Source organism: Actinomadura sp. K4S16 (assembly GCF_008327685.1).
Lineage (GTDB): Bacteria > Actinomycetota > Actinomycetes > Streptosporangiales > Streptosporangiaceae > Spirillospora.
This window is the reverse complement of the sequence record NZ_BDDE01000013.1, coordinates 319,443-338,565: the sequence shown is the minus strand read 5'-3', so window position 1 is coordinate 338,565 and position 19,123 is coordinate 319,443. Positions and strand designations below refer to the sequence as shown.

The following is a 19,123-nucleotide window of genomic DNA, read 5'->3' as shown; positions in this document are numbered from 1 at the left end:
GTCGGATAGGTTCCAGTGGGTTTGGCCGGGGGCGGTTCCCCGATCCACTCGGCTGCCGCCCGCGGAACCGCGACGTTCGACGGGATCAGGCCTCGCCCCGGTACTCGACCGGGGTGAGGCCGTACCGCGCACGGAACGCCGCGTTGAAGGCACTGAGCGACCCGAAGCCCGAAGCGTGCGCGACGGAGCTGACGGTGCGGGCCGCCCAGGCGGGGTGCCGCAGTCTGCTCGCCGCTCGTTCGAGGCGGGCCTCCCTGATGACGGAGGCGGGACTGGTCGAGGCGCGTCGCAGCCCGTACTGGACCGAACGCAGTGACCGGCCCAGCCGCAGGGCCAGCTCGCCCGGGCCGAAGGCGGCGTCGTCGCAGTACTGGCGGGCGACCGCGCGCGCCTGGAGGAGCACGTCGTCCTCCGTGCTCGCCGTGCCGCGGGACAGCAGCCCGACGGCGGACTCCACGATGGACGCGAACGACGACCGGTCCAGCGTCGACGCCTGGGTGGAGGCTTCCCGCAGCATCGTGCGGAAGACCGCGCCCGCGCCGTGGCCGAGCTCCCACAGGACCAGGCCCGCCGAGACGGGCGCGGTCCAGAGACGGACAGGGCAGGACAGGATCAGGGCGCGCGCGTACCCGTCCTGTTCGAGCCGGAAGCCCAGCCTCATCGAGACCGCGGCGGCGGTCCCGGGCCCGATCCGGGTATGGCCCTCGCGGCCGACGACGCTGATCGAACCGGACGTCGGCAGCACGATCCGCAGGCTGTCGGCGCCGTCGCCGTCGTATCCGCTGGGCAGGCGCTCGTACGCGATCGCCGTCGACCAGAAGTCGACGAGTTGCAGGTCCCCCTGGCGCTGCACGCGGGTGCCGCCCGCGAAGCGGTCGGCGTCCCGGAAACCGAAGTCCAGCCGCCCGTGGTTCTGCGTCACGTGGTCACGCCAGAACGCGACGCGGCTCGCGCGCGGGACGGCGTCGGTGTCCGCTTCCGCTGTGACGTATCCCGGCGGGCCCATCGCTACCTCCCGGCCCGCGGCCTGCGCGCTGCCGTCAGCCGGTTGCGCGGAGCCGTAAGACCTGCTCAGGGCCACATTACTAACGTCCAACGCATGGCGGTACCTCGGCGACAAGGCCGGGGACGGTCCCACCGCCCCACTGGACGGGAGTTGATCCACATGCGGTACGTCGAGGCCGACGGCGCCCGGCTCGCCTACGACGACAACGGCCCCGCCGATGGCGAGGTCTTCCTGCTCAGCCACTCGCTGTTCTTCGACAGCGCGATGTTCGAGCCGCTGGTGCGGATGCTCACCGGTGCGGGCTACCGCACCATCGCCTTCGACCACCGCGGCCAGGGCGCCAGCTCCCCCGCGGCCTCGATCGGCGAACTGTCGATGGACGCGCTGGCCGAGGACGCCGCCGCGCTGATCCGTGCGCTCGGCGTCGGCCCGGTGCACGCCGTGGGCAACTCGATGGGCGGGTTCGTCACGCTCCGGCTGGCCGCGCGCCATCCCCAACTGGTGCGCACGGTGGCCGCGCTCGGCTCCTCGTGCGAGGAGGAGTACAAGCTCGCCGAGTTCGCCCCCCTCGTCGAGAGCCTCGGAGAGGAGGGCGGGGCGGCCCGGGCGATCGACACGCTCCTCTACATCATGTTCGGCGATGCCAGCCTGGCCGCGGGCGGTCCGCTGATCGAGCGGTGGCGGGCGTCGATGGCGGCCCTCAAGCCGACGATCCGTGACTGCGCGTGGCAGGTCGTCCACCGCGGCCGCCTCGTCGAGGAGCTCGCCGGGTGCCGGGTGCCGGTCCTGGCGATCGCGGGCGAGGAGGACCACGCCTACCCGCAGCCGATCTCCGGCCGCAACATCGCCGAGGCGGCCGGCGGCCGGGACGAGACGGTCCGAGCCGCGGGGCACTCGGTGGCGCTGGAGAAGCCCGACGAGGTCGCCCGGCTGCTGATCGCGCACGCCGAGGGCGCGGCCTGAGCGACCGCGGGGCCGGAAGCAGCAATCCGGGTCGAGGTTCATCTCGACCCGGATTGGGCGGCGTCCTCCGATCGGTGGCCGACGGCGGGCCACCGCGCACCCGGACATGGAGGGGTCAGGCGGGCGGCATCAGGTCGCTCTCGCTGACGGTGTACGTCAGCGGGGGATAGACGAAGTCCGTTTCGTTGTTCTCGCGGCGCCGTAGCCGGTAGAACTCGCGCCTCTGCTCGTCGTCGGCCAACGTGAGGCGCGCACCCTGCGGGAGGAACGCGTGTCCGTCGCGGAACCGGACGAAGGTCTTCGACGTGCGAAAGGTTACGCCCAACCATTGGTTGTCCGTCGCCTGGGCAGGCGTGTTCAGCACGATCTTGTGCTTGAGCCGCCGGTTCGAACCGACAGAGAACGCGACGACGCTGTTGTGGCCGAGGGGGATCTCGAACTTCTCGCCGTCGGACTCCTTCGATTCGAAGATCAGCTTCCTCGGCGGGTCCGCTTCGGGACGTTCGTAGCAGGAGAAGACGGCGATGAACGATCCGTCGGCCAGATCGAGGGCCTGGTCGGAATGGCCGCCCATGGTCTTGTACGCGTTCGTGTAGCTCTCGATGAGAGCGTTGTTGAAGCCGACCGGAAGTGCCGCGCGTTCTCGGATTCGTTGCGCCAGCCGTTCGTGCACCGCCCGGAAACGCTGTGTCGGGTTGCCGTATCGAGTGGTGGTGCGTACGAGAGGCACGCCCTCCGCCTCGTCCACCTTGGTGAGCGTCGCGCCGCGCCGGCCTTTTCCGACATCTTCCAGGCGTGCCGACGCGGACAGCTCCGCGAAGAGATCATCCTCGGTCGCCAAGGTGTACGAGAGGATCTCGTCCGAGATCCTAGATCCGGGGGGCAACGTAGTCTCCCTGGTTCATGCTGAAGAGGAACTCGTCGCCGTAATCGATGAAGGACGAGGTCCTGTTCTCCTCGGCGTAAAGCCTGCGCAGCTCGTCCATGCCCGCCGGTGTGGGCGGCTCCAGCTTCACCAGCCCTTCGCCCGCTTTGAGGAACGTTTGGCCGTTCTTGTGGACGGCTTCGGCGCTCGAACAGCGCACCACGTATCCAAGGCGGGTCGGGAGCAGTTCGGCGTCCAATCCCGAGGGGCGGACCTCGTGCGTGTACAGGCGATTGGTGGACAGCGGCATGAGGAACACGGAGCCGGGATAGAGCGTCAGGCTGAACTGCGAGGGGAGCGCGGCCTCGTCGCGTCCTTCGGTCGGCTCTTTGAGGCGGAAGTTGAGCCTGGTCAGCCCACTGGCACCCTTCACGCCGTAGTCGAAGGCGTCTTCGGGCAGGGGGTGCAGCTCGTCCAGCCGGTCATAGAACGTGCAGAAGGCCATGATGCCGTTGACCGGCATGTCCTTGGTCTTGTCGGCATGCGCCGAGATCTTGGCCTTGGATTGCTTGCGCTCGGTCGTGGCGGGGGTGTTGTGGTAGATCTGAGCGAGGACGTGATTCAGCGGCGCCTGGTTCCGGAAGACGGCGGCCGCCTCCCGGTTCAGAGCCTCGACGATGTGCGTGTCGGTCGGGCGAAAGCCCTCGGTCGGCCCCGAGAGATTGGTGGAGCACCGGAGCAGGCGGAAATGCAGCTCGTCGCCTTCACGGGTGACGGGCGTCAGATAGATTCCGCTGCGACGGGCTGTCCCGGGCTTGGTGGACTCCGTCAGCGACTGGAACGCGTGCTCCGTGGAGATCCGCCCGAAGTGATCGGCTCCGGGGTCGAAGAAGCGGCGGTAGTAAACGCCGGCGCCATGCACGCGGATGGGAACTCGGCCGAGGTCGATGACGGTCCAGAGGTCGTCGATGCCCTCATCGCAACCGCGCGACAGCTCCCGGATGACGAACACCCGGGCCGCCGCACGCAGTCGGCGGGCGCTGATCCCTGACACGTCGCCGCACAAGTAGACCGTCTTCTGAGCGAGGTCGGGCGAACCGGAATCGAGGTCCTCCGGTGTGATCGGGGACCCGAAGAAATCCCTGATCGAGCCATTGCCTTGAAGCGTCGAAGGTGCGACCAGAACGTTGCTCGCATCATCGATGCAGGCCTCTGTCAGCTCTGTCGTGTGCATTGAACAGCACCTGCCATTCGCCCTCTGAGACGCGAACCCGCAGAGTCGCCGGATGCCCGCCGATCCGTCCGGCCCATACCGTGAACTTCCGTACGGTAGAGAATGTTAGTCGGGATCACCGGCGCGAGTGGTTTCAGCGGCGTACGAGGCCGAAGAACTCCGCGACCGCCTCGGCGGTGTTCAGGCTGGAGGTTCGGCCCATGACGCGTGGGGCGGGCCGCACGCCGGGGACCGTGTGGCCCCCGGCGTGCACCGTGTAGAGCGAGACCGGTGGCGTGCCGGCTTGCCGGTAGTCCGTGGCGGTGACCGAGGTGGTTCGCGATCCGGTATGGGATCGGACACTGTGCGGCAGCTTCCGCGTCCCGGGCGGCCGGTCGATCGAGTTGCGGGCCGCGAAGTAGGCCGCGGTCTGCGGTGCCGACAGGAACCGCCCGCCGGTGTGGAACATCCACCGGGCCAATCGGTGCATCCTTCCACCGATCATTCCGCCGCCGTAGGGAACGAGCCGGTCGTCCGTCCCGTGGATCAGCAGCATCGGGAGCGGGGCGGCGGGCACGGCGCCGAGCAGGAAGTTCTCCGGCGCCGGCTGGGTGGCAGCGATGACGGTCGCGCCGGCCAGCAGGCCGGGCTCTTGGTGGACGAGCCGGATCACCATCCCGCCCCCGTTGGAGAACCCGACCGCCTGGACCTTCGAGCGGTCGATGCGGTGACTGCCTTCCAGCGCGCCGACCATGGCCGTGGCGAAGGCCACGTCGTCGACGTCCTCGACGCGTGCGCTGACACTGCTGTCGGCGCACGCGTCGTTCCATTGGCCCTTGTAACCGTCGAGGTAGGCGACCACGGCCCCTGCCGCGGTGACCAGTGAGTCGAAGGAACCGCCGGAGAAGGCGCGGAACTTGCCGCCGCTCTGCCCGGAGCCATGGAAGACGAGGACGAGTGGGCCGCCGGGGATCGCGTCGGGAGGCGCGACCAGCGTGTAACTGCGGCGGCGCCCGGCGACATCGACGCCGCCGCGTGTGATGCGCACGTGGGGCACTGCCGTTCCCCTCAGTGTCGGGCCGTGCGGTTGCCGGCGTTCGGGACGAGGCGGTGGCGGTCGCGCCACGCGCGTTCCCATTGCCGGGTCATCTGGGGGTAGACGATGAGGTACCGGAACGGCTTGATGCAGGCCATGTACAAGCGCCCGAACGTTCCGTTGGGCTTGACGAGTGCGGCCATGCGCAACTCGTAGTCGCCGTTGTCGGCCTGCACCCATCCGAGGTGGCAGACCGTATGCACGGTCTTGTTCGCCAACTCCATGGCGTACTCGTCGTCGAGGATGTACAGCCGTTTGAAAGGAGTGCCGGGGACGGCGTGGCCGTCCCCGGCGGCGGGAAGGTCGGGCGGGAGGACCTCCCGCAGCGAGCGGACCCGCGTACCCAGGCTCTGCTTGGGCTTGTCCCAGCCGAGCAGGGCGCCGAGCTTCCAGCGGGCCGCGAACAGGGCCCGCACGGCGAGACCAGAGTTCGCGGGTCCGGCGAGCGCCTCGAGCGCGTCGAGCATCACGGGGAAGTCGTCCGGGCCGGCGCCTGGAGTGCGATACCGCCACACGTCCTCCACCCGGAAACCGGGGGTGAGTTCGTGGATCCGCCACGGGCGTGAGGTGTGCTCGGTGTGCGGGAGTCGTGGCGACATGGTCTCCTCCTCGAGGCCAAGTATACGCTGGCGTATAAAACGAGCCTAAGTTGATTTATACGGTGGCGTATAGATCATCCTCGAATGAAGTGGATCACATATGGGAACCGTTCGCACGCCACGGGGCGCGTGGATCGAGGAAGGGTTGCGGGCGCTGGCCGCCGGCGGGCCCGACGCCGTGCGCGTCGAGGCCATCGCCAAGAGGCTCGGCGTGACCAAGGGCGGGTTCTACGGGTACTTCGCCGACAGGAACGCGCTGTTGGAGGCGATGCTGGACGTCTGGGAGCGTGAGAGCGTCGACGACGTCCTGGCACGCGTGGCACACGAGGACGGCGATGCACGGGCCAAGATCAGACTCGCCGGCCGGTTGACGCTTTCAGGCGACCGCCTGCTGCCGATCGACCTGGCCGTCAGGGACTGGGCGCGACGTGACGAGGCGGTCTCCGAACGCTTGCGCCGCGTCGACAACCAGCGCATCGCCCTGGCACGCGAGTTGATCGGCACCTTCTGCTCGGACCCCGACGAGATCGAGGCCCGCAGCCTCCTGGCCTTCTGTCTGGCCATAGGCAGCCGGTTCCTCGCCGCCGACCACCCCGGCCGCACCCGGGCCGACGTCCGCGCCCGCGCCTCCGACCTCGTGTTGATGGACTTTTGGACCGGTGGGCGGGCCGTGCCTACGATTCCGGAGTGGTCGCCTATGACGTCTTCCTCGCCGACTGCCCGGCCCGCACCACGCTCGACCTGATCGCCGATACCTGGTCGGTGGTCGTCGTGGTCGCTTTGGGCCGCGGCCCGGCCCGCTACACCGAACTGCGTGAGAACGTCGGCGGCATCAGCAAGAAGATGCTGACTCAGACGCTGCGTCGACTCGGCGAAAACGGCCTCGTCGAGCGGCGCGCCCTGCGGACGGCTCCGCCCGGCACCGAGTACCGCCTCACCGAGCTGGGCCGCAGCCTTCTCGAACCGCTGGCTGCGCTGTCCCGGTGGGCCGAGGACAACACCGGTGCCCTGCTCGAGGCCCGCGCAGCCGCCTCCGCGTAGGGAACCAGCTGGTTCCCCACGGCCTTCTAGCGTCTTCGGACAGAACCTCGAACCTCACAGGAGGACTGTCATGAAGATCGGTGTGCTCGGGGCCGGGATGATGACCGAAGCGCTGGCGGCCGGCTGGGTGTCGGCCGGACACGACGTGCTCATCGGCGGCCGCACGCCCGAGAAGGCCGCCGACCTCGCAGAACGTATCGGCGCCCGCGCCGGAACGCTGCGCGAGGCCGCCGAGTTCGGCGACGCCGTCCTGATCGCCGTCCGCCTCGCCGGGGTGGAGGAGACCCTGCGCGCGGCCGGCGCCCCCGAAGGCTCACTCGCCGGCAAGACGGTGATCGACTGCGGTAACGCGGTCGACGTCTCCGACTTCTCGCAGGTCACCTACGAGGGCGGTGCCTCGATGGCCGAGGAGGTGGCCCGGCTGTCCCCCGGCGCCCACGTCATCAAGGCATTCAACCAGGCGCATGCCGCCGTATGGCGGATGCGGCCGCCGGTCTTCGACGACCGGCCTCTGGCCGTCCCCTTCGCCGGTGACGAGAACGGCAAGGCCACGGCACGTGCCCTGATCACGGACCTCGGCGCGGAGCCGCTGGACGCCGGCGACATCAGGCAGGCGCGCCACCTGGAGGCCATGGCGATCGTCGTCATCCGCCTGCTCTTCTCCGGCTACGACCCGCTGTCCGTCTTCGCGTTCACCAGCCCGGGCCGCACCGGCGAATGAATCGTTGCCGGCATTCACCATCGGTGGTGGATTTGTGGGCGGATCAGTTGGTCGTAGACCTCCTGTACGGCCCTGTGCGTGTCCTGATCCAGTGGGGCCAGTGCCGCCGCGGCGGCGTTGCCGTGCGCCTGCCGGGCGTTGCGGGCACCCGGGATGACGACGCTGACCGCTTCCTGGTCGATGATCCAGCGCAGCGCGAACTGAGCCAGAGACGTCCCCTGGGGCACCAGCGGACGCAGGCGCTCCACCGCTTCCAGACCGGTGGTGAAATCCACGCCGGAGAAGGTTTCACCGGCGTCGAAGACCTCGCCGTGCCGGTTGTAGGAGCGGTGGTCGTCGGCGCCGAAGACCGTCGCGGCGGTGTACCGCCCCGAGAGCAGCCCGCTGGCGAGCGGGACGCGCGCGATGACGCCGACCCCTGCCCTGGCTGCGGTCGGCAGCACCCGCTCCAGCGGTTTCATGCGGAAGGCGTTCAGGACGATCTGGACCGTGGCCAGACCGGGGCGGGCGATGGCGGCCAGCGCCTGCTCGCAGGTGCGGACGCTGACTCCATAGGCCGCGATGGCCTGGTCGGCGACCAGGGCGTCGAGGGCGTCGAACACCTCGTCGCAGGCGTACACGGGATCTGGGGGGCAGTGCAGTTGGACCAGGTCGAGCCGTTCGACCCCGAGGTTGCGGCGCGAGCGGTCGGTCCATGCGCGGAAGTTGGCGGCGTTGTAGTTCTCAGGTTCCTGGGGCAGCCTTCGGCCCATCTTCGTGGCCACGGTCGGTTTCCGGGCTCCCGTCCGCGCGCACCACCGCAGGAACTCGCCGATGATCTGCTCGCTGCGCCCGTCCCCGTACTCGTCGGCGGTGTCGACGAAGTCCACTCCCGACTCCAGCGCCGAGTGCAGCGTGCCGAGGGCCTCGGACTCCTCCAACCGCCCCCAGTCGGCTCCGAGCTGCCAGGCTCCGAGCCCGATCACGCCGACCCGCCTCCCGGTGCGCCCCAACATCCTGGCTTCCATGATCTTGACCTCTCTGGTCGCTGTCGTTGCGTCCCCGTCCTGCGGCGTCGTTCAGAGCCGAGGGGCACCGGTTGCCGGCATCACCAGGGAGTGCGGTGGCGTGGTCGCGGTGATGAACAGGCAGTGGTCCGAATACGGGTGAGCTTGTCGGGGTTGAGGACACCGAAGATGGCGTGGATGCGTCCGGCACGGACGTCGAAGGCCGCCAGCTGCCGCTGCCCGCCGATCACGGTCCAGATCGCCGGTTCGCCGTTGGCCTGGGTCAGGTGGACCTCCTGCAGTGGATAGCGGGACAGCAGCCCGGTCACGAACGCCAGCACGTCGTCGCGTCCGGTGATCGGGCGCAGAGCGGCGCGGACCTTTCCGCCGCCGTCGTTGTAGGCGATCGCGTCCTCGGCCAGCAGCTCCGTTAGGGCGGCCAGATCGCCGTCCGCCGCCGCGGCCAGGAACCGGGTGAGGAGTTCGGCGTGATCGGAGGGTTCGGCGGTGAACCGTTCGGAATCCCTGGCCAGGTAGGCGACCGCGCGGTGGTGCCACTGCCTGCAGGTCGCGGCGGGACTGCCGAGGATCTCGGCGACCTGGTCATAGGGCAGGTCGAAGGCCTCGCGCAGTACGAACACCGCCCGTTCGGGCGGTGACAGCCGTTCCATCATGTGCAGCGTCGCGTAGGAGAGCGTGTCACGCATTTCGGCGGTCTCCAGCGGTCCGAACGCCTGGCCGTCCACCGGTTCGGGGAGCCATGGTCCGGTGTAGGCCTCGCGGGTCGCCCGCGCCGAACGCAGCTGGTCGAGGGCGAGGCGGGACACCACCGTCACCAGGTACGAGCGTGGCTCGCGGATCTGGGAACGGTCGGTTCGCAGCCAGCGCAGAAAGGCCTCCTGCACCACGTCCTCGGCATCCCACATGCTGCCCAGCAGCCGGTACGCCAGGCCCAGCAGCAGCCGCCGGTGTTCTTCGAAGGTCTCATCCACCTCGTACTCCCTCCTTGGTCGGCGGCTCGGCCGTCGAGGGCTTTCACGGGCCGGCGATGGAGCCGCCGCGACGGTCACCGCGACGCGCCCGTTCCGCCGGCGAATCGGCCGGCGATCCAGGTGAGGATGTCGGGCATGGCGCCGTCGTCGATACCGACGGTCTGACCGGGGTAGGTGTCGTGCTCCAGCCCGGGGTAGGTGCGGTAGTCGACCCTGGAGCCGGTATGGCGGAGCGCCGCGGCGACGTCGTCGGTCATCCATGCGGGTACGACGCTGTCGGCTCGGCCTTGGAGCAGCAGGACCGGCCCGGCCACGCGCCGGGTGCCGGTGCTGTTGGCCTTCAGGAAGCGGGCGAAGCGCGGCTCGGTCAACGCGCCGGGACGCACCAGCTCCGGCCCGGTCAAGTCGCGGAAGACGGCGCTCACTACGCCCAGGCAGCCGGAACGGGTGGCCTCGAGGCGATCGAGCGCCTCGGCGGTGAGCAGCCGCCGGGGTTGGATCATGGGATCGTTCACGGACGCGCCGGAGGCGATCAGGGCGATGAAGCCGCCCAGCCCGGGCCGGGCGGCGGCATGCCCGGCGATCCTGCTCAGGTTCGCGGCGGGTGAGGTCACCACCGCGCCGCGGTAGCCCCCCACGGGGCGCCACATCTGGCGTTCGGCGACGGCGAGCGCGGCGGCGCCGCCCTGGGAGTGCCCCCAGAGGACCCAACCGCGTGAAAGTGCCGGCACGGCGGCGCGGGCGGCCCGCAGTGCGTACACGACGTCGTTGGCGGCGGCCGTCTTGTCGCCGAGTGCGTGCGCGCCGTCGGTTCCAAGCCCGGCATAGTCGGGTGCGACGACGGCATAGCCCCGCGCCAGGAAACGCGCCATCTGGTCGCCGTGGTAGAGGTCCCTCATCAAGGTCGGGGCGCAGTCACGGGCCATACCGCTGGTGCCGTGGGCGTCCAGTACGACCGGCCAGCCGCCTTGCGGGGAAGTGCCGGACGGGGTCAGCACGACGGCGGCCGCGGCGACGTCCCGGCCTCTGGAGGTGCGAGAGTGGTACAGCAGACGGGTGGCGCGGGTCCCGGCGGGCACGGTGTAGCCGGTTGTGACCTGTCGCCGGATGATGGTTCCGGCCGGTGCCTGCGGCAGCGGGCTGGGCACGTCGTAGAAGGCGGTTCGAGGTAGGGCGTTGGCGCGCTGCTGCACCCAGGCGGCCTGGCACCAGTCGTCACAGACCGCGTCGGCGTGGACCGGGGTGACGATCGCGGCCGCCGACGCGAGGGCGGCCAGGGGGACGAGCAGCGCACTCGGCACAGCCTTCATCACCGGTTTCCTCGGATCGACGTCGAGGCGGACGCCCGGGCCGTTCCGCCGCCGTGTTCGGCGGCGAACCCCTCGGTCACCGACGGATGACGAGGGCGCCAGTCCAGGCGCAGCCGGGCCCGGGTGTTGGCGGCGCCGCGCAGCCGGTTCATGAACGCCACGCCCCAGGTCCCGACCGCCAGCCGGGCCAGGGCGGCGGGCGCCTTCTTCGGTGCCGGGGCGCCGAGGACGGCGGCCATCTCGGGCAGCCATCGGTGCAACGGCACGGGCTGGTCGTCGACGATGTTCACCACGCCGGCGACCTCGGGCTTGTCCAACGCGGCGGCCACGGCGGTCGCCACGTCGTCGGCGTGGATGAAGGAGAACACCGCGTTCCCGCCGCCGACCAGCGGCACCTTCCCGGCCCGCACCTGCCGGACGAACGATCCGTCCGCGGCGTAGATGGAGCCGGGCCCGTACAGGTGTCCCAGCCGCAGCACCAGCCCGTCCGCCCGAGTGGTCTGGAGTTCCAGCTCGTCCAGCGCATCCAGTACCGGCACGAACTGCTTGGGAGTGCCCGTCCGCCACAGCGGGGCGTCCTCGTCGGCCGGGCCCTCGCCGGGCTGGTAGCCGTAGGCCAACCCCTGGCTGATGATCCGGGCTCCGGGAGCCGCCTCGATCAGGTTCCGGGTGCCCTCGATGCGCAGCCGGTTTGTGGGGCCGAAGTCCCGCGCCAGGTGCCTGGGATCGATCTCGGCCGGGATCGCGGTGAGCAGGTTCACCACCGCCTCCGGCGCCGCTCGCCGGACCGCCCGCCGCATCCGGTCCCGGTCCAGCGCATCGGCGACCACCACCCGTGCACCCGCCGCCTCCAGGGCGGCGGTGTCGCTTCCCGGCCGGGCCAGACCCAGCACCTCGTGCCCCACGGCGGTCAGCAGCGGAACCAACCGGCTGCCGATCACCCCGGTGGCTCCCGCGATGAGAACCCGCATGATCACTCCCTTGTCCGTCCCGGCGGACGCCGGGCTGCCGTACTCACGGCGAACAGACGGGCCGGCCTGCCTCGGCGTGACAGTCGAGAGAGTGATCCCGATCACAGGCGGGGGCCGCAAGGCAGGCGCCCACCGTGCCGGTGCCGGCGCCCACCGGTCGCCGGCGGATCATCCTGCGCCGCGTTCCGCGCGCCCGGTGGCGGCGGTTGAGCCGGACGGGCCGGGCGTGGTGAAGGCGTGCAGGAGGTCGAGGAGTGCGGCCTTGAGTTCGGCGTGGGTGAGGGCCAGGGCGCCCGCGCCGGCGAGATGGTCGAAGATCAGGCCGTCGAGGTAGGCCACCAGCAGCGGGGCCTGGAGTGCCGGGGCGGGGGCGCCGATGGCGGTGAGCATCGCTTCGGCCAGTTGTCGGGACCGTGCTCCCGCCCTGACGAGCACGGTGCGGAGCTCGGGCCTGCGGGTGGCCTCCAGGGCGAGTTCGTAGCGGGCCAGCATCCGCTCGCGTCCGGCCGTGGTCCAGTGCTCGACCAGGTGGGCCGCCGCCCCGGCCACCCCTTCGTGCCCCGGCGCGTCCGCGCCTGACAGTGCGGGCCGGGCGGTGAGCTCGGCGGTGTCCACCTGTTCGAGCCGCTCGACCGCCGCCTGTAGCAGCGCCTGGCGGGTTCTGAAGTAGTAGGAGCAGGAGCCTTCGGGCAGGCCCGCCGCCTTGTCGACCGCCCGGTGGGTGAGGCCCCGCATGCCGGCCTCGGCCAGGGTCGTGATGGCCGCGTCCGCGAGCTCCTCGCGCCTGGAGGGGGGCGATGTGTTCTCCGTCACTGTCTCTCCCGTTCCTCTCTACAAATGTAGAGTAGCTGATGTCCGCTACAGGTGTAGAGAGAGGGGTAGGCGATGGGTGAGCAGCGCACGGCGATCGTCGTCGGCGGCGGCATCGGCGGGCTGGCGGCGGCCGTCGCCCTGTCCGGCCGGGGTTGGCGCGTCGAAATCCTGGAGCGGGCGCCTGAGTTCCGCGAGGTCGGCGCCGGGTTGTCGGTGTGGTCCAACGGCGTGCGCGCCCTGGCCGCGCTCGGCGTCGGTGAGCAGGTCAGGACGCGGGCCATGAGCGAGACGCAGGCGGGCATCCGCGATTCGTCGGGCAAGTGGCTGTCGCGCACCGACACCGAGGAGATGACCCGCCGCTACGGCCCGCTCGTCATGATCCACCGCGCCGACCTCCTGGCGCTGTTGCACGAAGCGGCGTCCGGCGCCGCCCTGCGAACCGGGGTCACGGTCAGGGGAGTACGGGCCGCCGGGCGGCACGTCGAGGTCGCGCACGACACCGGCGTCGCCCGCGCCGACCTGGTCGTCGGAGCCGACGGCATCCGCAGCGCCGTCCGCCGTTCACTGTGGCCGCAGGCCCCCGAACCGCGCTACGCCGGCTACACCGCCTGGCGGCTGCTCGTCGACCCCGGCGCACGGCTGCGCGCGGGTGGCGAGAGCTGGGGCCGCGGCGAACGGATGGGGCTGGCCCCGCTGCCCGACGGGCGGATCTACATGTTCGGCGTCGCCGGCACGCCGGCGGGCGAGCGCAGCCCGGACGGGGAGCTGGCCGAGCTGCGGCGCCGCTTCGCGGGCTGGCACGATCCGATCCCGGCGCTGCTGGACCAGGCGGACGAGGACGCCGTGATGCGAAACGATCTGTACGAACTGCCGCCCTTGAAGACCTTCGTCTCCGGCCGGACCGCCCTGCTCGGCGACGCCGCCCACGCGATGACCCCCGACCTCGGACAGGGCGCCTGCCAGGCACTCGAGGACGCCGTCACACTCGCGGCCCTCCTGGACCGCCACCCGACGGTCGAGGCCGCGCTGGACGCCTACGACCGGGAACGCCGCCCGCGCAGCCAGATGATCGCCCGACGCTCGCGCCGCGTCGGCGCCGTCGCCCAATGGAGCCGCCGCCCCGCGGTCGCCCTGCGCAACCGGGTCATGGGCCTGACCCCACCGAGTGCGATGCTCCGCTCCCTCGCCCCCGTCCTGGACTGGCGTCCCACCAGTTGAACGGGGTGCCGCTCGGCGCGGCGACGGCGAATGGCCGGCGTCACTCGTCCGAACCGTCGACAACAGCGTTCAAGTCATCCACCTCGGTCTCACCTGACTTCCAGAAGCGCCGCAGCGGTCCGCAGCAGTACCACACCAGGAAGCCGGCCACCGCGCACATGACACCGGCCATCGGCACGTCGCCTTTGCTGAGCAGGACGATCCCCCCGATGGCCATGGCCAGCGTCATTGGCACCAAGAGGACCAAGGCGAGCACGGCCCCGAACCGCCGCATGCTGTGCAGGGTGTCTTCGGCGGCGCCCCGCACCGCCTGTCTGACTGCGTGATCCGCATGCGCGGAGGGCGGGGACGCGTCGGGGTATCGCATCCCGCCGTCCCGGGGAGCGGACGGAGGCGCAGGGGCCTCGGGCAGCCCCTGCGGACGCAGGGATTCGTCGGGGCCCGGAGTGTCGAGCGCAGGCCGAGCAGGCGGGTCCGGCTGGGCAGCGGCCGGTACCCGCGAGGGACTGGCCTTACCCAGCAAGGCGCGGAAGCCCTTCCAGGTGAAGGACGCCGCGCCGAACCACAGAGCCAGTTTCCCCAACAGATCCGGCCACCAGAACCAGGCCACCAGGGCACAGAGCCCGGCCAGCCCGAAGAGTGCAAGGCCGAGAGATATCCGGTCTTTTGCCATGTATTCCACTCCAGGACATCAGGAGTCTCCCAGTTGGGACGTACGGCGGCTGCCCGCAGTTCCGCCGACCGACGAGTTCGTGTGCGCGGGCGTTCTGGCGCCGTCGAACCCCGTGCCCAGTTGCTGGCGTATGCCGGCCTTTGGGTAATGCGGTGGAGGTCTTTAGTTTAAATGTGCATTTAAAGGATGATTTCCAGGATCTTGCCGTAGTGTTATTCGAATCCGTTTCGCCGCATGTGAGGATCGGCGTTGACGAAAAGGGGAAATTTCGGCTCGATGAGATGATCGGCGGCGGGCGGATGTACGAGACCGAGCGGCACGAGCGCACTGTGGGAAAGGCTCCCCCGGCGGGCGGGTACGAGCGCTACGTGGGAGGGGGCCCCGAGGTCGAGCGGGTGCTCTTCGAGAAGCTCGCCCGCGACATCATGCGGGTCCAGTTGAAGATCAAGAAGCGCGGCGGCGCGGCGGGGATCGAGCGCGCCTTCCACGCCAAGGCGGTCCTCGGTGTCGAGAACGCCAGGCTGACGTTCCGTCCCGATCTTCCCGACGACCTGTGCGCCGGCTTCGCGCGGCCCGGCGCCTCCTACCCGGTCGTCGTCCGGCTGTCCAACGCGGGCGGCGCGCGGCGACCGGACTTCGCGCCGGACCTGCGCGGTGCGGCACTGCGGATCCAGGCGGGCCCCGACGAGGCCCATGACCTCCTCATGACGAACTACCCGGTCTCGCACGCGCGGAACGCGCGCGAGTTCGTCGCGTTCGCGCAGGCGATGGCGGGCGCGAACACCCGTCTGCGCAAGGGTGTGGCGCTGTTCGTGAAGTTGCCCGTGGCGGTGGGATGGTCCACCGCCACGCGCATGCGGCGGAACGTGACCGCGGGCGTCCGGCACAGGGTGCGGAGCCTCGCGATGGAGACGTACTGGAGCCGCGGTGCGATCCTGTGGGGCGACGCCGGACCGGTGCGCTACCGGCTCCGGCCCTCCGCGGGAGCGGCGCCGGCGCCTCCACCGTCGCAGACCGATCCCGACTACCTGACGCGCGAGATCTCGGCACGGCTGGCCGGGGCGGACATCAGCTTCGAACTGGCCGTGCAGCGTTACGTGGACCCCCGGCGGACGCCCATCGAGGACGGCGCCGCCGACTGGGCGGACGAAGACGCACCGCCCGTCGTGGTGGGGACGCTGACGATCCCGAGGCAGGACCTCGACACTGCGGACGCGCGCACCATCGCGGCCCGGGTCGACGAGCTCGCGTTCGACCCCTGGAACACCACGGACGAGTTCCGGCCGCTCGGCAACATGAACCGTGCCCGCAAGGCCGTGTACGAGGCGTCCAGCGCCCATCGCCGGGGGCTTCGGTTCAGCACGCCGACCCCGAAGCGCAACGCCGTCGCCGCGGGGCTCCTCCAGGCCGGCTTCCGCGTGCTCAACAAGCGCGTTCCCTGGCACAGGCTGCCCACGCCGGCGGGCCTCCTCAACCTCGAAGCCGTCCGGCAGGAGTTGCGCCGCCGCAACCTCATCGACGTCGAGGCCCGCGAGGCCCCTCCGGACGCTCACCCCGTGCCCCCGCCCGTCGATGAGCGAATGCGGGTCAGGCGCAGCTACGACGGCAGCTGCAACGACCTTTCGGCGCCGACGATGGGCGCCGTCGGCTCACCCTTCGGCCGCAACCTCGCCCCCGTCTACCAGCCGCATCTCTTCGACGAGCCCAACCCGGTGGCCGTCAGCAGGGAACTGCTCCACCGCAGGTCCTTCATCCCGGCACGGTCGCTGAACATCATCGCCGCCGCGTGGATCCAGTTCCAGGTGCACGACTGGGTCGCGCACAAGCGGTACGCGACCGGGACGAAGAACGTAGAGGTGCCGCTGCCGCCCGGCATGACATGGCGCAACACCCCGGGCGGAGAGGCGGAGAACGTGATGCGCTTCGCGGACAACGAGGGCGTCCAGCCCGGCGGACCGACGGCCGGGCAGCCGCCGATCCTGTTCTCCAACACCGCCTCCCACTGGTGGGACGGCTCGGAGGTCTACGGCGGCGACGAGACCATGGCGCGGTCCCTCCGAGAGCCGGACGGGGGCGCCGCCCTGCGCCTGGAGAACGGCCATCTGCCGAGCGGCGCGGACGGCATCCCGCTCACCGGCTTCAGGGAGAACTGGTGGCTCGGCCTCAGCGCCATGCACACCCTCTTCGCCCGCGAGCACAACACCGTGTGCGACGCCCTGCGGAGCGAGTACCCCCGCATGGACGAGGAGAGCGTTTACCACACCGCGCGGCTCATCGTCTCCGCCCTCATCGCCAAGATCCACACCATCGAGTGGACCCCGGCCATCCTCGCCACCGACCTGATCGAGATCGGGCTGACGGCCAACTGGTCGGGCCCGCCGCGGAACTGGCTGACCCGGCTGGGGCTGTGGCTGGTCGACGAGCACGCGCTCACCGGCATCCCCGAGACGCTGCCGGACCACCACGGCACGCCCTACTCGCTCACCGAGGACTTCGTCACCGTCTACCGGATGCACCCGCTGATCCCGGACGACTTCGAGCTGGCCGGGCACGGATCCGGCCGGACGCTCCGCACCCTGGGCTTCACCGATCTCCAGGGCAGCGCCACCGAGGGTGTCATGCGCGACGTCGGGCTGACGGACTCTCTCTACTCGCTCGGCATCGCCAACCCGGGTGCCATCACCCTGTACAACTACCCGCGCGCACTGCAGGCGTTCGAACGGGACGGCGAGGTGATCGACCTGTCGGTCGTCGACCTCGTGCGCACCCGCCGGCGCGGGGTCCCCCGCTACAACGACTTCCGGACCGGCCTGCACAAGCCCCGCGTCCGGCGCTTCGAGGACGTGAGCACCGACCCGGAGACGGTGGCCCGGCTCCGGGACCTGTACCGGACGGTCGACGAGATCGACACCATGGTCGGCCTCTTCGCCGAGAATCCGCCCGAGGGCTTCGGCTTCAGCGACACGGCCTTCCGCGTCTTCATCCTCATGGCAAGCCGCCGGCTGCAGAGCGACCGGTTCCTCACCGTCGACTTCCGGCCTGAGATCTACACGCCGCTCGGCATGGACTGGATCGAACGCAACGGCATGACGAGCGTCATCCTGCGCCACTGCCCCGAACTGGCCGCCGTCCTGCCCAGGACCGCCAGCGCGTTCGCGCCCTGGCGGCGGGCCGCCGCGGACGGGTCCGCGCCCGGCGTCCGGCACGGCTGAGAGGGAGAGCGACATGTCCGTGGATCACCTGACCGGTCACCGGGGCCTGGAGGCCCTCCGATCCCAGCCGGTGCTGGAGACCATCTGGAGGCGGCGGACCCACCGGGTCAGCCGGGGCGCCGACGTCCCCGCCGGTTCGATGAGCTACCGCTCCCCGCACCGGCCGATGCCGCTGGAGGAACTGGAGGAGGCGGTGCTGATCGCGCTCACCGGCTGCTCCGGCCTGACCATGCCGGACCGCCTGTTCGAGGACCCGCGGGACGGGACGTCGATCATGGCCAAGCCGAACCTCACCATGGCCGGGCGGACGGCGGGCAGCCCCGACAACGCGCAGGGCACCCACTTCTTCATGATCAACGACACCGGCACCTACTACCTGCGGAAGCTGCCGCCCGCCCCGGACCGGCCGTTCGACGCCGCCGCGCTGGTCGAGCGGGCGCGCGAGGCCAAGGTGAAGGTCCTGGACCACCGGCTGGACGTCGCGGAGGGCAAGCGCGACTTCCCGGCCTATCTGGATTCCAACCGCTTCCTGTCCAACATTCCGGGAACCACGGTCTTCCTGCCGGTCGTCGACCTCTCCCACCAGTACATCAACGCGCTGATGTATCTGCTCACCCAGCCGGACGGGGCCAGGCCCGTCATCCTCGACGACCGCAATTTCCACCGCCCGGCGGGCGTGCGGAAATGGGTGCGGAACGGCTTCCTGAACCCCGACATCAAACTGACGCTCGGCGCTCTGGGGCCGATGCGCACCCAGATCGAGGCCGACCTGCTCCTGCAGAACATGATGCTGGTCTCGGACGCGATGGGCCTCGGCGCCTGGATCCACGCCACGATCCACCCGCTCATCGCGCTGGGCGATCCGAAGTTCTCCCGCACCTACGGCCGGATGCTGGGATTCGACTTCGTCACGCCGCGCTTCCGTCCGGCCGATGTCCTGCGCTGGCACATTCCCCTGCCGAAGTACGCCTCAGCGCGTTCCCATCCGATCGGGCTGAGGGTCGGCGGAGAGCACCTCATCAAGGCCGCCTGCCCGCCCAACTACCCGTCGATGCGGAAGGCGGTCGACGCCGTCGTCGCGGCGAAGTTCGGACCGGACGGCGTCTACGCCGACAAGGACCTCTTCGCCCGCATCTACAAGGGCGACTACGGGCAGCGGTACCTGGCCGAGGCGAGCGCGTACGACCAGCGGGTGATCGACTGCGCGCGCGACGTCTGTACGTACATACACGACACGCACGGGCGGTTCCCGGCACATGCTGACGCCATTTACGTGCCCGGCGTATGGCTGCAAACGCACCATATCGAGGCCGAATACTACGAACGCTTCTTCAGGAACGGGACGACCGACGCGCACGCCCGGCATGCGGAGCGGTGGCACGGCACGCCAGGTGACGGGCGGCCCGCGTGAATCGGCGCGGGCGGCCCGCGGTCGCGGCCGGCT

Annotated in this window: 18 protein-coding genes; 7 read left to right on the top strand and 11 right to left on the bottom strand. The window is 70.5% G+C overall.

Annotated elements, in window-relative coordinates; translation table 11 throughout:
- Window positions 1-85: 85 nt before the first annotated feature.
- Window positions 86-1,006: a helix-turn-helix transcriptional regulator gene (locus K4S16_RS16690; RefSeq protein ID WP_149259857.1), complete on the bottom strand. Its 921-nt coding sequence runs from the start codon at window positions 1,004-1,006 to the stop codon at window positions 86-88.
- Window positions 1,007-1,165: 159 nt separating this feature from the next.
- On the opposite strand from K4S16_RS16690, the gene K4S16_RS16685 reads away from it, so the two are divergent.
- Entirely contained in the window at window positions 1,166-1,969 is an 804-nt protein-coding gene (locus K4S16_RS16685) for an alpha/beta fold hydrolase (RefSeq protein WP_149259856.1), read from the top strand.
- A gap of 115 nt (window positions 1,970-2,084) precedes the next feature.
- Here the strand turns inward: K4S16_RS16685 and K4S16_RS16680 are convergent, their stop codons facing one another.
- From K4S16_RS16680 to K4S16_RS16665, 4 genes are all read right to left on the bottom strand, one after another.
- Window positions 2,085-2,810, bottom strand: coding sequence for an alpha-ketoglutarate-dependent dioxygenase AlkB (locus K4S16_RS16680; protein ID WP_235036851.1), 726 nt, complete (start codon window positions 2,808-2,810; stop codon window positions 2,085-2,087).
- Between the two features lie 28 nt (window positions 2,811-2,838).
- Window positions 2,839-4,068 (bottom strand): hypothetical protein, encoded by a 1,230-nt coding sequence (locus K4S16_RS16675; protein ID WP_149259854.1) that lies wholly within the window; start codon window positions 4,066-4,068, stop codon window positions 2,839-2,841.
- A gap of 133 nt (window positions 4,069-4,201) precedes the next feature.
- Window positions 4,202-5,095, bottom strand: coding sequence for a PHB depolymerase family esterase (locus tag K4S16_RS16670; protein WP_200841917.1), 894 nt, complete (start codon window positions 5,093-5,095; stop codon window positions 4,202-4,204).
- Window positions 5,096-5,115: 20 nt separating this feature from the next.
- On the bottom strand, window positions 5,116-5,742 hold the full coding sequence (locus K4S16_RS16665) for a DUF2867 domain-containing protein (RefSeq protein ID WP_149259852.1): 627 nt from the start codon (window positions 5,740-5,742) through the stop codon (window positions 5,116-5,118).
- 100 nt (window positions 5,743-5,842) lie between these two features.
- Between K4S16_RS16665 and K4S16_RS16660 the strand changes: the two genes are divergently transcribed.
- The 3 genes from K4S16_RS16660 (at window position 5,843) to K4S16_RS16650 (ending at window position 7,504) form a co-directional block, all read left to right on the top strand.
- A complete protein-coding gene (locus K4S16_RS16660; RefSeq protein ID WP_149259851.1) occupies window positions 5,843-6,487 on the top strand; it encodes a TetR/AcrR family transcriptional regulator in 645 nt (214 codons plus the stop codon).
- A complete protein-coding gene (locus K4S16_RS16655) occupies window positions 6,430-6,783 on the top strand; it encodes a helix-turn-helix domain-containing protein (RefSeq protein WP_149259850.1) in 354 nt (117 codons plus the stop codon). The genes K4S16_RS16660 and K4S16_RS16655 overlap by 58 nt, the downstream gene beginning before the upstream one ends.
- 70 nt (window positions 6,784-6,853) lie before the next feature.
- The gene (locus tag K4S16_RS16650; protein ID WP_149259849.1) at window positions 6,854-7,504 is read left to right on the top strand and encodes an NADPH-dependent F420 reductase; all 651 of its coding nucleotides are present in this window, start codon (window positions 6,854-6,856) and stop codon (window positions 7,502-7,504) included.
- A 14-nt stretch (window positions 7,505-7,518) separates the two neighbouring features.
- On the opposite strand, the gene K4S16_RS16645 is transcribed toward K4S16_RS16650, so the two are convergent.
- From K4S16_RS16645 to K4S16_RS16625, 5 genes are all read right to left on the bottom strand, one after another.
- Window positions 7,519-8,511, bottom strand: coding sequence for an aldo/keto reductase (locus K4S16_RS16645; protein WP_149259848.1), 993 nt, complete (start codon window positions 8,509-8,511; stop codon window positions 7,519-7,521).
- Window positions 8,512-8,591: 80 nt separating this feature from the next.
- Window positions 8,592-9,482 carry an RNA polymerase sigma-70 factor gene (locus K4S16_RS16640; protein ID WP_149259847.1) on the bottom strand — a complete coding sequence of 297 codons (891 nt, stop codon included), beginning with the start codon at window positions 9,480-9,482 and terminating at the stop codon, window positions 8,592-8,594.
- 74 nt (window positions 9,483-9,556) lie between these two features.
- A complete protein-coding gene (locus tag K4S16_RS16635; RefSeq protein ID WP_149259846.1) occupies window positions 9,557-10,792 on the bottom strand; it encodes an alpha/beta fold hydrolase in 1,236 nt (411 codons plus the stop codon).
- A complete protein-coding gene (locus tag K4S16_RS16630; RefSeq protein ID WP_149259845.1) occupies window positions 10,792-11,763 on the bottom strand; it encodes an NAD(P)-dependent oxidoreductase in 972 nt (323 codons plus the stop codon). The genes K4S16_RS16635 and K4S16_RS16630 overlap by 1 nt, the downstream gene beginning before the upstream one ends.
- Window positions 11,764-11,931: 168 nt before the next feature.
- Window positions 11,932-12,576 (bottom strand): TetR/AcrR family transcriptional regulator, encoded by a 645-nt coding sequence (locus tag K4S16_RS16625; protein ID WP_200841916.1) that lies wholly within the window; start codon window positions 12,574-12,576, stop codon window positions 11,932-11,934.
- Between the two features lie 72 nt (window positions 12,577-12,648).
- Between K4S16_RS16625 and K4S16_RS16620 the strand changes: the two genes are divergently transcribed.
- Window positions 12,649-13,794: an FAD-dependent monooxygenase gene (locus tag K4S16_RS16620; protein WP_149259844.1), complete on the top strand. Its 1,146-nt coding sequence runs from the start codon at window positions 12,649-12,651 to the stop codon at window positions 13,792-13,794.
- A gap of 40 nt (window positions 13,795-13,834) precedes the next feature.
- Here K4S16_RS16620 and K4S16_RS16615 read toward each other — a convergent pair whose 3' ends face one another.
- Window positions 13,835-14,476 (bottom strand): hypothetical protein, encoded by a 642-nt coding sequence (locus K4S16_RS16615; RefSeq protein WP_160160932.1) that lies wholly within the window; start codon window positions 14,474-14,476, stop codon window positions 13,835-13,837.
- A gap of 272 nt (window positions 14,477-14,748) precedes the next feature.
- Here K4S16_RS16615 and K4S16_RS16610 point away from each other — a divergent pair, with 272 nt between their 5' ends.
- The gene (locus K4S16_RS16610) at window positions 14,749-17,679 is read left to right on the top strand and encodes a peroxidase family protein (protein WP_149259842.1); all 2,931 of its coding nucleotides are present in this window, start codon (window positions 14,749-14,751) and stop codon (window positions 17,677-17,679) included.
- A 13-nt stretch (window positions 17,680-17,692) separates the two neighbouring features.
- Window positions 17,693-19,090, top strand: coding sequence for a hypothetical protein (locus K4S16_RS16605; protein WP_149259841.1), 1,398 nt, complete (start codon window positions 17,693-17,695; stop codon window positions 19,088-19,090).
- Window positions 19,091-19,123 lie beyond the last annotated feature (33 nt).